Consider the following 12,230-nt stretch of genomic DNA (forward strand, 5'->3'; position numbering starts at 1 on the left):
TTGGAAATAATGGCGAATAGAATCCGGGAGACTGTAAGGAGATGAACGCCATATGTTTATTTGTCCAAATTGCAAAGGAAAAGACATTGGGAAAATAGGTGTCAACCAATTTTATTGCTGGAATTGTTATATCGAATTATCGGTTTCAAAGGGGAAAATCCATACGCATCAAGTAGAAGAAGATGGTTCGTTAAGTTCTCTTGATGATTTATTTGATGAGAATGAAAGAACGATCGGATAACGAAAAGGGGGATTTACTTTGAATCTACGCAATTCATTAATCGCATTAGGTGTTGGAGCGGCAGCATATCAATATGCTCGCAAACAAGATGTCTTTTCAAAACGCAATATGAAAAAAGCACGTAAGATGATTAAATCTTATTTATAAGCGTAAAAAACTCCCTTCATCAACAAGGGAGTTTTTTTATGCATTTGTATGCAAATATAAAAGTCCAATTTCAGAGAAGAGATAAGATAGGCCGTAACATCCAACGCCAAGCATGCCGTAATGAAATAATTGCTTCGCCCTTTCTTTTCGTGAGGAACGAACAAAGAAGCCTTTCCAAATACCAAACCCAATACAAATCCATTCAAGAATCATAAAAAGTGCAGATAATATGAGCATAAATAAAACCATTATGAGCCCTCCTGATTATATTGTTTCATGCCGCGTTCTCAGGGGTGGTTGTCCTTGTTATGTATATATATGTGCGTCTTTACAAAACAGTATGGTCTGCACAAAAAGATTTTAAAACTTTTGCACATAACCTACCCTATTTATTTTCACAATAAAGGTGGAGGAGGTTTTTCGTGTGAAGAATCTTAAAATCATTTGGATATACCGTTTAGGATTATTGTTACTTGTCTTTCTTTGTTTGCTCGTCTTTTTAAAAATTAAGCCGCTATGGGCACCGATTATTTTTGTATGTAAAGTGGCCATTACACCGTTTCTTATTGCATGTTTCATTGCGTATTTATTGCATCCTTTAATTGAAAAAATTCATAAGGAAGGGATGCCGCGTACACTCGCTATTTTGCTTATTTACATCCTTTTCTTTGGCGGGATTGGTTATGGAATTTATAAAGGAACGCCGGTTGTGATTAAGCAATTACAAGAAATCAATGAACAATTCCCGCAGTTTACAAAAATGTATGATTCTTGGATGGATGGTGTTACAGAACAAACAGCGAATTTCCCGTCATTTATTCATGAAAAGGTGAAACAAATTTTTGTCGGAGTAGAGACGAAGATACAAGCACTTTTAAATAAAGTGATGAGCACAGCTCGTGGTGTACTAGATTCGTTACTCATTATTTTCTTAATTCCGTTCATTGTATTTTACATATTAAAAGATTACGGCGAGTTTTATCATATCTTTTGGAAACTAGTTCCGAGTAAGTGGCGTAGTACGGGGCAAATGCTGGCGAAAGAAATTGATAAGTCACTTGGAAGTTATATTCGAGGACAGTTATTTGTTTGTTTAGTATTAGGGGGAGTATCGGTTCTTTCTTTTTGGTTTATCGGTATGAAATATCCATTATTACTTGGCATCATCATCGGGATAACAGATATAATCCCATACTTTGGTCCTATTTTAGGAGCGATTCCAGCGTTGATGATTGCAGCAACGGTATCAACAAGTTTACTCATTAAAGCGGGGATTACGATTGCTATTTTGCAATTCGTAGAAAGTAACATTTTATCCCCTTACATCGTTGGTAAGTCGCTTCGCATGCATCCTGTCATTATTATGCTTGCACTACTAGTTGGGGGAGAAGTGGCAGGAATTGTAGGGTTATTACTATCAGTTCCTGTTTTAGCGGTCATTCGCACAGTGATCGTTCATGTAAGGCCTCTTTGGAAAAAAGAAGATGTGTAATAGGAAGGCCCTCTACTTATAAAAGTAGAGGGCTATCATTATTTAGAGAGTTGCTCGTTTATTTTTTGAACGAGAGAGCTTACATCATTTGTTTGAATATGTTTTATTTTTTTCCATTCATTATCGTACATAAATACAATTTGATTGCTGAAAAGCCGCTTTTGTTCTTTTAAATTTGAAATTTTTGCGAAAGCGTACTCTTCAAATAAAGGGTTCTTACTTACATCTGGTCCATAAAAGAAGAGCCGTTTGTCTGTTAAAATTAGCAATCCTGGCCTTGCGACGGAACGATAAATAAATATGTCTAGTGAACAGGCTACGTAAAACAATATTGTTTCATCAGTCGTTAACATATTTTTAGCTTCGTTCAATAAGGTTGTCATTATAATCGCTCCTTTATTATTAATAATTTAATTATAACAAAAATAAAATATTCAGAAAAGTGCGTGGGAGTAGTACAATTTGTTAATACATGCATAATATATGAAAAGGCTGTTAAGAATGAATAGTAGAATAGCTATGATTAATAAGTAATTGATATAATATAAATGATTATCTACATTGACAAACTTAAGAGAATTCTATTATATTTAGTCATATAATACATTAAATCAATGACGGAACAAGTACGTTACAGTCCATTTATAGAGAGAAGCTTCCATATGGCTGAAAGAAGCTTTAAATGAAGGGTAACAGAAAGCTAATCCTGAGAGCAGCTAATCACTGCCGTCTTGCCACGTTACGGCACCATGAGGTGATGAATTGATTCGTATAGCAATCAATTCATAATTAGGGTGGTATCGCGAGTTAACTCTCGTCCCTTTTATAGGGGCGGGAGTTTTTTATATTTAAGGAGGAAAATACAATGAAACAACTAACAGGCGCACAAATTCGTCAAATGTTTTTAGACTTTTTCCAAGAAAAAGGACATGCAGTAGAACCTAGTGCATCACTAGTTCCACATGAAGATCCATCTCTTCTATGGATTAACAGTGGTGTAGCAACATTAAAAAAATATTTTGATGGACGTGTAATCCCGCAAAATCCACGTATTACAAATGCTCAAAAATCAATTCGTACAAACGATATTGAAAACGTAGGGAAAACAGCTCGTCACCATACATTCTTTGAAATGTTAGGAAACTTCTCAATCGGTGATTACTTCAAAGAAGAAGCAATTACTTGGGCTTGGGAATTTTTAACGAGCGACAAATGGATCGGATTCGATAAAGAATTACTATCCGTTACAATTCATCCAGAAGATGAAGAAGCATTCACAATTTGGAATGAGAAAATGGGCGTTCCAAAAGAGCGCATCATCCGCTTAGAAGAAAACTTCTGGGATATCGGTGAAGGACCAAGTGGACCGAATACAGAGATTTTCTATGACCGCGGAGAAGCTTACGGTAATGACTTTAGTGACCCGGAATTATATCCAGGCGGAGAAAACGAGCGTTACTTAGAAGTATGGAACCTTGTATTCTCTCAATTTAACCATAATCCAGACGGTTCATATACACCACTTCCTAAGAAAAACATCGATACAGGGATGGGTCTAGAGCGTATGACATCTATCGTTCAAGATGTGCCTACAAACTTTGACACAGACTTATTCATGCCAATGATTGGTGCAACAGAAACAATCTCTGGTGAGAAATATCGTAATGGTGACTTAGAAAAAGATATGGCGTTTAAAGTAATTGCTGACCATATCCGTACAGTAACATTCGCTGTTGGTGACGGTGCTCTTCCATCTAACGAAGGCCGTGGTTATGTATTACGTCGTTTATTACGCCGTGCGGTTCGTTATTCGAAGAAATTAAACATCAACCGTCCATTCATGTTTGAATTAGTACCGGTTGTTGGAGAAGTAATGAAAGACTTCTATCCAGAAGTACTTGAAAAGAAAGATTTCATTGCAAAAGTTGTGAAAAATGAAGAAGAGCGTTTCCACGAAACACTTCATGATGGTGAAGCAATTTTAGCTGAAGTTATCGCAAAAGCTAAAGAAGAAAAAACAACGGTTATTTCTGGAGTAGATGCGTTCCGTCTATATGACACATACGGTTTCCCAATTGAATTAACAGAAGAATATGCAGAAGAAGCTGGTATGACTGTTGATCATGAAGGTTTTGAAAATGAAATGGAAAAACAACGTGAGCGCGCACGTGCTGCTCGTCAAGATGTTGATTCTATGCAAGTTCAAGGCGGTGTCCTTGGAGAAGTGAAAGTAGCGAGCGAGTTCGTTGGTTACGGTACAGTTGCAACAGAAAGTAACGTTGTTGCACTTGTGAAAAACGGTGAATACACAGACAGCTTACAAGTTGGTGAAGAAGGACAATTAATGCTTGATGTAACACCATTCTATGCTGAGAGCGGTGGACAAATTGCAGACCGTGGTTATCTTCTTGCTGATGGCGTGAAAGTTCTTGTAAAAGACGTACAAAAAGCACCAAACGGCCAAAACTTGCACAAAGTTGTAGTTGAAGAAGGTACATTAACGAAAGATGCGGCTGTAAAAGCTATTATCGATACGAAAAACCGTAGTAGCGTTGTGAAGAACCATACAGCAACTCACTTACTACACCAAGCATTAAAAGACGTACTTGGAACACATGTTAACCAAGCAGGTTCTCTTGTAACTTCTGAACGTCTACGCTTTGACTTCTCTCACTTCGGTCAAGTACAAACTGACGAATTAGAAAAAATTGAGCGTATCGTAAACGAGAAAATTTGGGAAAGTATTGATGTTGAGATTTCTCAAAAAGCAATCGAAGAAGCGAAAGAAATGGGCGCAATGGCATTATTCGGTGAAAAATACGGAGATGTTGTACGCGTTGTACAAGTTGGCGATTACAGCTTAGAGCTTTGTGGTGGTTGTCACGTTGATAATACAGCTTCTATCGGTATTTTCAAAATCGTTGCTGAGTCTGGTATCGGTGCAGGAACTCGTCGTATTGAAGCAGTAACTGGTAAGTCTGCTTATGAATTAATGAACGATCAAGTAGGTTTATTAAAAGAAGCAGCTGGAAAAATGAAAACAAATCCAAAAGACATTTTAACAAGAGTTGATGGTCTATTTGCTGAAGTGAAACAATTGCAAAAAGAAAATGAATCTCTTGCTGCGAAATTAAGCAATATCGAAGCTGGAAACTTAACTGATTCTGTAATGACAGTTGATGGCGTGAACGTATTAGCAGCGAAAGTAAATGTTGCAGATATGAATAACTTACGTACGATGATGGATGATCTGAAGAATAAATTAGAATCTGCGGTTGTCGTATTAGCGTCTGTAAATGATGACAAAGTAAACATCTTAGCTGGCGTAACGAAAGATTTAATTAGCCAAGGTTACCATGCTGGTAAACTTGTGAAAGAAGTAGCTTCTCGTTGTGGCGGTGGCGGTGGTGGCCGTCCTGATATGGCACAAGCAGGCGGTAAAAACCCAGCGCAAGTTGAGGAAGCTTTAGCATTTGTACAAGAGTACGTTAAATCTGTTTCAAAATAAAGAGATAGTAGTGTACAATGGTAGGGAGAGGAGAAGTTCTTCTCCCTATACTTACTATATAAGTGAGGTGCTTAAAATGGACGGTTTTGATAAAACAATGAAGTTTAGCATTCAAGATGAAAAACAGAGTGTCCATGTAAATGATGTACTTTTAACTGTGTATGATGCACTTCAAGAAAAAGGCTATAATCCGATTAACCAAATCGTCGGTTATTTATTAAGTGGAGACCCAGCATACATACCTCGCCATAAAGATGCACGTAGCATCATTCGCAAGCTTGAACGTGATGAATTAATTGAAGAGCTTGTGAAGTCTTACTTGAAACATCATCGTGAGGAGTAGTTTATGCGGATATTAGGTTTAGATGTAGGTACAAAAACAGTCGGAGTTGCAATTAGCGACGAAATGGGCTGGACAGCACAAGGGTTAGAAACAATTAAGATTAACGAAGAACGAGGTCACTTTGGTTTTGATCGTATTTCTGAGTTAGTAAAGCAGTATGATGTGGACAAGATAGTAGTAGGTTTACCTAAAAATATGAATGGTACAATTGGCCCGCGTGGTGAAGCGTGCCAACAATTTGCAGAAAACCTACGAGAGCTGTTACAATTAGACGTTGTAATGTGGGACGAGCGTTTGTCAACGATGGCAGCGGAACGTCTACTCATTTCAGCCGATGTAAGCCGTAAGAAGCGAAAGCAAGTAATTGATAAGATGGCTGCAGTCGTAATCTTACAAGGATTTTTAGATAGTAAATAAGAGGTGACCAAAATGGAAGAAAATCAAATTACAATTGTAGACGAAAAAGGTAACGAACATTTATGTGAAATTATTTTCACTTTTGACGCTGAAAAATTTGGTAAAAAATCATACGTAGTCTTCTCTCCAATCGGTGAAGTAGACGAAGATGGAGACCAAATTTACGATGCAATGGCTTATGAGCAAAATGAAGAAGAGGGCGGAACTTTACTTCCAATCGAATCTGAAGAAGAGTGGGAAATGGTACAAGAAATGTTCAACACTCTAGCTGATGAGCAAGAAGCTGAATAATAAGTACTGAAAAGGTGGACGATATATAGTCCACCTTTTTTATATGTAAAATGAAAGATTTTTTGTCGAAACTGCGTAATCCTTTGTAGTATAATGAGACGGATTGTAGAAAAATAAAGTATCTGTCAAAAATGATAGGTAAGTTTATTGTGATTTTTCATCGTTTTGTATAGAAAGATGTACATATGGCCTACAATTGAATAAGGAGGAAGAGTTTTGGTAGAGAATCAAGTGAAAAAGAAGCGTAGACGCATTTTTTTATTCTCGATAATTGCACTGCTTTTAGTTTGTGGTTCAGTCTATGCGTATATTTCATCCGCATTAGGACCGGTTGATAGCGGGAATAAAAAAGAGATTGAAGTAGAAATTCCAAAGGGATCATCTACTAGTAAAATTGGTGAGATTTTAGAAGAAAAAGGTGCTGTGAAAAACGGTACAGTTTTTAGTTTTTATACAAAGGCTAAATCTAAAAATTTACAAGCGGGTACATATTTATTAAATCCTTCAATGAGTGCAAAAGATGTTATTGAGCAAATGTCATCTGGTAATGTACATCGTCCAGCTCTTTATAAAGTGACGGTAAAAGAAGGGGCACAAGTAACTGAAATTGCAGAAACGGTTGCAAACGAATTAAAGTGGAATAAAGATGATGTTGTACGTCAATTAAACGATAAAGCATTTATTCAAAAAATGCAGCAAAAGTATCCCAAGCTGTTAACGGATAAAATCTTTGATAGCAATATTAAATATCCATTAGAAGGTTATTTATATCCTGCGACGTACTCTTTCTATAAAAAAGATACAACTTTGGAAGAAATTGTTATCCAAATGCTTGAGAAAACGAATGCAATCATTGTTCAAAACGAAGCAAAAATGAAAGCGAAAAACTGGGATGTGCATCAGCTTTTAACATTGTCTTCACTTATTGAAGAAGAGGCAACAGGCTTTACAGATCGTCAAAAGATCTCTAGTGTCTTTTATAATCGTTTAGCAAAAGGTATGCCGCTTCAAACGGATCCAACGGTATTATATGCACTTGGAAAGCATAAACAACGTGTATTATACGAAGATTTAAAGATAAACTCACCGTACAATACGTACGTTGTGAAAGGATTGCCGGTGGGCCCGATTGCAAACTCTGGTAAACATTCAGTGGAAGCAGCGCTAGAGCCTGCGCAAACAGATTATTATTATTTCTTAGCTGCACCAACTGGTGAAGTGTACTATGCGAAAACATTGGAAGAGCATAATGCACTAAAGCAAAAATATATTACGAAAAAGCAGTGAAATGGAGAGGGATAGCGAAAAAGGTCGCACATCCCTCTTTTTTGTGGTAAAATATATCGGGTTAAAAACTGGCAGAAGAATCGTTTTTAATATCAAAACGGGACGTACAAGCTAAGGATAAAGCTGGCTTGTATTTTTATTGCATTCTATGTGTGAAAAGACGTCATAGAGGCACTTCTCCATGTAAATAAGGAGGACCATTATGGAGGATGCAGTTAACGAGTACCTATTATCATTTATTGATCCGAAAGATAAATTAATTCTTGAAATGGAAGACTATGCGAAAGAAAATCATGTGCCAATTATGGATCGACTTGGAATGGAATTTATGTTGCAATTTTTACGTTTAATTGGACCGAAGAGCATTTTAGAGCTAGGTACAGCAATTGGCTATTCTAGTATTCGTATGATGCAAGCTATTCCAAATTCTCGCATTGTGACAGTTGAGCGCAATCGCGATCGATATGAAAAAGCACTTGAATATATAGAACGTTCACCAGTTAAAGAACGTATTTCCGTTATTTACGGTGATGCGTTAGAAACAGGCGAGCAAGTAGAAGAACATGGAACATTTGACGTTATTTTTATTGACGCAGCAAAAGGACAATATCGTCGCTTTTTTGACTTATATGAACCGTTATTAAATCCTGGTGGCGTAATTATTTCAGATAATGTTATGTACCATGGCCTTGTAACGACGAAAGAGAAAATTGAAAACAGACGTACACGTGGTTTAATCCGTCGTATTAAGACGTACAATGAATGGCTTATGAACCATGAAGGATATGATACAACGATTTTCCCAATTGGTGATGGAGTAGCTGTTAGTAAAAAGAAAGGGTGACCAAGGTATGAAGAAACCAGAATTGTTAGTAACACCAAAAGCAGTGGCGGATATTGAACCTCTTGCGAAAGCAGGAGCAGATGCGGTAATGATCGGTGAGCAAAAGTTTGGTTTACGTTTAGCAGGGGAATTTTCACGTGAAGATGTGAAACAAGCTGTGAAGATTGCACATGAAAATGGTGTAAAAGTATACGTAGCAATGAACGCTATGTTCCACAACGATAAAGTAGAAGAATTAACAGACTATGTTGCATTTTTAAACGAAGTACATGTAGATGCAATTGTTTTCGGAGATCCAGCAGTATTAATGGCGGTTCGCGAAGTAGCGCCAAATATGCAATTGCACTGGAATACAGAAACAACAGCAACAAACTGGTTTACTTGTAACTACTGGGGACAAAGAGGAGCAAAACGTGCTGTATTAGCTCGCGAGCTTAGCTTAGATGAAATTGTTGAATTAAAAGAAAATGCTGAAGTGGAACTTGAAGTGCAAATTCACGGTATGACTTGTATGTTCCAGTCGAAGCGTTCGTTAGTAGGAAACTACTTTGAGTATCAAGGACGTCATCTTGACATTGAAAAGAAAAAATATGAAGAGAATATGTTCTTATATGACCCAGAGCGTAACAATAAATATCCAATTTATGAAGATGAAAATGGTACTCACATTATGAGTCCAAATGATATTTGTTTCATTGATGAGTTAGAAGAGCTAATTGATGCTGAAATTGATAGCTTAAAAGTTGATGGTGTACTAAAAAGCTCTGCATACATTATTGAGGTAACGAAGAAATATCGTAAAGCAATTGATTTATGTGTAGAAGATCGTGATGCGTATTACGACGTGAAAGACGACTTATATAAAGAGATAGAAGAAATGCAACCGGTGAATCGTCCGTTAGATACAGGATTCTTCTTTAAAGAGACGGTTTACTAAACGAGGAGGGTGTAGGAAATGACTGTACAAGAAATTTCACGAGTGATCGATGGCAAACGCGTTATTGTGAAGAAACCTGAACTGTTAATCCCTGCGGGTAACTTAGAAAAATTAAAAGTAGCTATCCATTACGGGGCAGATGCTGTATATTTAGGTGGACAAGAATTTGGTCTTCGTTCGAATGCAGGTAACTTTACACTGGAAGAAATGGCAGAAGGTGTGGAATTTGCAAAGAAATATGGAGCAAAAATATATGTAACAACAAATATCTTTGCACATAATGAAAATATGGACGGGCTAGAGGAATATTTAAAAGGGATTGAAAAAGCTGGCGTAACGGGAATTATCGTTGCTGATCCGCTTATCATTGAGACTTGTAAACGTGTAGCGCCTTCTGTTGAGGTGCATTTAAGCACACAGCAATCACTATCCAACTGGAAAGCAGCACAGTATTGGAAAGAAGAAGGTTTACATCGTCTTGTATTAGCTCGTGAAGCAAGCTATGAAGAAATGAAAGAGATTAAAGAAAAAGTGGATATTGAAATTGAAGCATTCGTCCATGGTGCAATGTGTATCGCATATTCAGGAAGATGTACGCTAAGTAACCATATGACAGCGCGTGACTCTAACCGTGGTGGTTGTTGTCAATCTTGTCGCTGGGACTATGATTTAGTTCAAACAGTATCACAACATAAAGATGCAAAAGAGCTTCCTCTATTCCAAGAAGAAGATGCTCACTTTGCAATGAGTCCAAAAGACTTAAATTTAATTTTATCAATTCCGAAAATGATTGAAATTGGAATTGATAGCTTAAAAGTTGAAGGACGTATGAAATCAATCCATTACGTAGCTACTGTAGCGACAGTATATCGTAAAGTAATTGATGCATATTGTGCGGATCCTGATAACTTTGAGTTTAAACAAGAATGGTTAGATGAGCTTGATAAATGTGCAAATCGCGATACAGCTCCTGCATTCTTTGAAGGGGTTCCAGGACATCAAGAGCAAATGTTTGGAAATCATAGTAAGAAAACAACGTATGATTTCGCTGGTTTAGTGTTAGATTATAATGAAGAAACGGGCATCGTAACGATTGAGCAACGTAATCATTTCAAACCAGGACATGAAGTGGAGTTCTTTGGACCAGAAATAGAAAACTTTACGCAGACGGTGGAGAAAATTTGGGATGAGGATGGAAACGAATTAGATGCAGCGAGACATCCGTTGCAGATCGTGAAATTCAAAGTGGATCAACCAGTGTATGTGAATAATATGATGCGCAAAAGCATACTTCAATAAGAAAGAGTGATAGTCGAATGGGGACGAATAAGCCTGTTGTAATTGGAATTGCTGGTGGTTCAGGGTCAGGTAAGACAAGTGTAACGAAAGCGATTTTTGACCATTTTAAAGGTCATTCCATTTTAATCTTAGAGCAAGATTATTATTACAAAGATCAAAGCCATTTACCAATGGAAGAACGTTTAAAAACAAATTATGATCATCCATTAGCGTTTGATAATGATTTGTTAATTGAACATTTGCAGCAGTTGCTTGCATATAAACAAGTAGAGAAACCTGTATATGACTATACATTGCATACGCGTTCAGATGAAATTATTCCAGTTGAGCCGAAAGATGTAATCATTTTAGAAGGAATTCTTATTTTAGAAGACCCACGTCTTTGTGAGTTAATGGACATTAAGTTATTCGTTGATACAGATGCTGACCTTCGTATCCTGCGCCGCATGCAACGTGATATTAAAGAACGTGGTCGTACGATGGATTCAGTTATTGATCAATATGTAAATGTTGTACGTCCAATGCACAATCAATTTATTGAGCCTTCTAAGAAATTTGCGGATATTATTATCCCTGAAGGTGGACAAAACCACGTTGCAATTGATATTATGGTTACAAAAATTGCAACAATTCTTGAACAAAAAGTAAATTTGTAATAGCATAGTAAAAGATATACGGTAGGAAGGGATTTTTTCCCTTCCTATCGAATACAATGAAACATGCAACCTCATCTATATATAGGTGAGGGCATATTTATATCAACTTTCCATACATATCTTCTTTATATAAAGAAGAATTGGGAATACGGGGTTGTATGTGACAACTCCGCTAGTACAGGCGTGCTAGAAACCTCCGCTTTACATATAAGCGGGGGAGTTTTCATATGGAACTCCTCTTTTTTTCGGGGGATTGGTATATAAAAGGAGTGGAAAATATGGCAACAGAAAAAACATACCCTATGACGCAAGAGGGTAAGCAAAAGCTAGAGAATGAACTTGAGGATTTAAAAACGGTAAAACGTAAAGAAGTTGTAGAGCGCATTAAGATTGCACGTAGCTTCGGAGATCTTTCTGAGAACTCTGAGTATGATGCAGCGAAAGATGAGCAAGCGTTCGTAGAAGGACGTATTACACAATTAGAAAACATGATTCGTAACGCAGTTATCATCACAGATAACGGTGAAGAATCTACAGTTGTTACATTAGGTAAAACAGTAACATTTAAAGAACTACCAGATGGAGATGAAGAAGCTTACACAATCGTAGGTAGCGCAGAAGCAGATCCATTTGAAGGAAGAATTTCTAACGATTCTCCAATCGCAAAAAGCTTATTAGGTAAGCAAATTGGCGAGAAGGTAGCAATCCAAACTCCAGGTGGAGAAATGCAAGTAGAGATTATCTCTGTAAAATAATTAAAAATCACTC

The 12,230-nt window shown here is 37.0% G+C and carries 15 protein-coding genes and 1 other annotated feature; of the genes, 13 read left to right on the forward strand and 2 right to left on the reverse strand.

What is annotated here, in order from left to right; all coding sequences use genetic code 11:
• Positions 1 to 52: 52 nt before the first annotated feature.
• A complete protein-coding gene (locus tag QCI47_RS05585) occupies positions 53 to 241 on the forward strand; it encodes a hypothetical protein (protein ID WP_000469281.1) in 189 nt (62 codons plus the stop codon).
• Between the two features lie 18 nt (positions 242 to 259).
• Positions 260 to 388: a YrzQ family protein gene (locus QCI47_RS05590; RefSeq protein ID WP_001053553.1), complete on the forward strand. Its 129-nt coding sequence runs from the start codon at positions 260 to 262 to the stop codon at positions 386 to 388.
• A gap of 36 nt (positions 389 to 424) precedes the next feature.
• Here the strand turns inward: QCI47_RS05590 and QCI47_RS05595 are convergent, their stop codons facing one another.
• The gene (locus QCI47_RS05595) at positions 425 to 637 is read right to left on the reverse strand and encodes a hypothetical protein (RefSeq protein WP_000242547.1); all 213 of its coding nucleotides are present in this window, start codon (positions 635 to 637) and stop codon (positions 425 to 427) included.
• A 175-nt stretch (positions 638 to 812) separates the two neighbouring features.
• Here QCI47_RS05595 and QCI47_RS05600 point away from each other — a divergent pair, with 175 nt between their 5' ends.
• Positions 813 to 1,880, forward strand: a complete 1,068-nt coding sequence (locus tag QCI47_RS05600) for an AI-2E family transporter (protein WP_071741863.1) — start codon at positions 813 to 815, stop codon at positions 1,878 to 1,880.
• A 38-nt stretch (positions 1,881 to 1,918) separates the two neighbouring features.
• On the opposite strand, the gene QCI47_RS05605 is transcribed toward QCI47_RS05600, so the two are convergent.
• On the reverse strand, positions 1,919 to 2,263 hold the full coding sequence (locus QCI47_RS05605) for a PH domain-containing protein (RefSeq protein ID WP_061132122.1): 345 nt from the start codon (positions 2,261 to 2,263) through the stop codon (positions 1,919 to 1,921).
• A gap of 222 nt (positions 2,264 to 2,485) precedes the next feature.
• Positions 2,486 to 2,705, forward strand: a binding site (T-box leader).
• A gap of 40 nt (positions 2,706 to 2,745) precedes the next feature.
• On the opposite strand from QCI47_RS05605, the gene alaS reads away from it, so the two are divergent.
• From alaS to greA, 10 genes are all read left to right on the forward strand, one after another.
• Complete coding sequence (gene alaS, locus QCI47_RS05610; RefSeq protein ID WP_000811837.1) at positions 2,746 to 5,388, forward strand: alanine--tRNA ligase; 2,643 nt, start codon at positions 2,746 to 2,748, stop codon at positions 5,386 to 5,388.
• Between the two features lie 76 nt (positions 5,389 to 5,464).
• Positions 5,465 to 5,731 carry an IreB family regulatory phosphoprotein gene (locus tag QCI47_RS05615; RefSeq protein ID WP_000348590.1) on the forward strand — a complete coding sequence of 89 codons (267 nt, stop codon included), beginning with the start codon at positions 5,465 to 5,467 and terminating at the stop codon, positions 5,729 to 5,731.
• A 3-nt stretch (positions 5,732 to 5,734) separates the two neighbouring features.
• Positions 5,735 to 6,148: a Holliday junction resolvase RuvX gene (gene ruvX / locus QCI47_RS05620; RefSeq protein ID WP_001221191.1), complete on the forward strand. Its 414-nt coding sequence runs from the start codon at positions 5,735 to 5,737 to the stop codon at positions 6,146 to 6,148.
• Between the two features lie 12 nt (positions 6,149 to 6,160).
• Positions 6,161 to 6,439, forward strand: a complete 279-nt coding sequence (locus QCI47_RS05625; RefSeq protein WP_000392247.1) for a DUF1292 domain-containing protein — start codon at positions 6,161 to 6,163, stop codon at positions 6,437 to 6,439.
• 216 nt (positions 6,440 to 6,655) lie between these two features.
• Positions 6,656 to 7,726 (forward strand): endolytic transglycosylase MltG, encoded by a 1,071-nt coding sequence (gene mltG / locus QCI47_RS05630; RefSeq protein WP_000230081.1) that lies wholly within the window; start codon positions 6,656 to 6,658, stop codon positions 7,724 to 7,726.
• Between the two features lie 202 nt (positions 7,727 to 7,928).
• The gene (locus QCI47_RS05635; protein ID WP_000389089.1) at positions 7,929 to 8,570 is read left to right on the forward strand and encodes an O-methyltransferase; all 642 of its coding nucleotides are present in this window, start codon (positions 7,929 to 7,931) and stop codon (positions 8,568 to 8,570) included.
• Between the two features lie 7 nt (positions 8,571 to 8,577).
• Positions 8,578 to 9,507, forward strand: a complete 930-nt coding sequence (locus QCI47_RS05640) for a peptidase U32 family protein (protein ID WP_000742781.1) — start codon at positions 8,578 to 8,580, stop codon at positions 9,505 to 9,507.
• Between the two features lie 18 nt (positions 9,508 to 9,525).
• On the forward strand, positions 9,526 to 10,806 hold the full coding sequence (locus QCI47_RS05645; protein WP_000217969.1) for a peptidase U32 family protein: 1,281 nt from the start codon (positions 9,526 to 9,528) through the stop codon (positions 10,804 to 10,806).
• Between the two features lie 17 nt (positions 10,807 to 10,823).
• A complete protein-coding gene (gene udk, locus QCI47_RS05650; RefSeq protein ID WP_000537087.1) occupies positions 10,824 to 11,462 on the forward strand; it encodes a uridine kinase in 639 nt (212 codons plus the stop codon).
• Between the two features lie 278 nt (positions 11,463 to 11,740).
• Positions 11,741 to 12,217 (forward strand): transcription elongation factor GreA, encoded by a 477-nt coding sequence (greA, locus tag QCI47_RS05655; RefSeq protein WP_000179963.1) that lies wholly within the window; start codon positions 11,741 to 11,743, stop codon positions 12,215 to 12,217.
• The last annotated feature ends 13 nt before the right edge of the window (positions 12,218 to 12,230 follow it).

Source organism: Bacillus cereus group sp. RP29, assembly GCF_040459765.1.
In the GTDB taxonomy this organism is placed as follows: Bacteria; Bacillota; Bacilli; order Bacillales; family Bacillaceae_G; genus Bacillus_A; species Bacillus_A paranthracis.

What these genes read in the sequence shown, in the direction of transcription:
- greA (WP_000179963.1), top strand. Translation starts at nt 11,741, where the DNA reads ATGGCAACAGAAAAAACATACCCTATGACGCAAGAGGGTAAGCAAAAG.
- QCI47_RS05585 (WP_000469281.1), top strand. Translation starts at nt 53, where the DNA reads ATGTTTATTTGTCCAAATTGCAAAGGAAAAGACATTGGGAAAATAGGT.
- QCI47_RS05615 (WP_000348590.1), top strand. Translation starts at nt 5,465, where the DNA reads ATGGACGGTTTTGATAAAACAATGAAGTTTAGCATTCAAGATGAAAAA.
- QCI47_RS05645 (WP_000217969.1), top strand. Translation starts at nt 9,526, where the DNA reads ATGACTGTACAAGAAATTTCACGAGTGATCGATGGCAAACGCGTTATT.
- QCI47_RS05635 (WP_000389089.1), top strand. Translation starts at nt 7,929, where the DNA reads ATGGAGGATGCAGTTAACGAGTACCTATTATCATTTATTGATCCGAAA.
- alaS (WP_000811837.1), top strand. Translation starts at nt 2,746, where the DNA reads ATGAAACAACTAACAGGCGCACAAATTCGTCAAATGTTTTTAGACTTT.
- QCI47_RS05625 (WP_000392247.1), top strand. Translation starts at nt 6,161, where the DNA reads ATGGAAGAAAATCAAATTACAATTGTAGACGAAAAAGGTAACGAACAT.
- QCI47_RS05640 (WP_000742781.1), top strand. Translation starts at nt 8,578, where the DNA reads ATGAAGAAACCAGAATTGTTAGTAACACCAAAAGCAGTGGCGGATATT.
- QCI47_RS05595 (WP_000242547.1), bottom strand. Translation starts at nt 637, where the DNA reads ATGGTTTTATTTATGCTCATATTATCTGCACTTTTTATGATTCTTGAA.
- ruvX (WP_001221191.1), top strand. Translation starts at nt 5,735, where the DNA reads ATGCGGATATTAGGTTTAGATGTAGGTACAAAAACAGTCGGAGTTGCA.
- QCI47_RS05605 (WP_061132122.1), bottom strand. Translation starts at nt 2,263, where the DNA reads ATGACAACCTTATTGAACGAAGCTAAAAATATGTTAACGACTGATGAA.
- udk (WP_000537087.1), top strand. Translation starts at nt 10,824, where the DNA reads ATGGGGACGAATAAGCCTGTTGTAATTGGAATTGCTGGTGGTTCAGGG.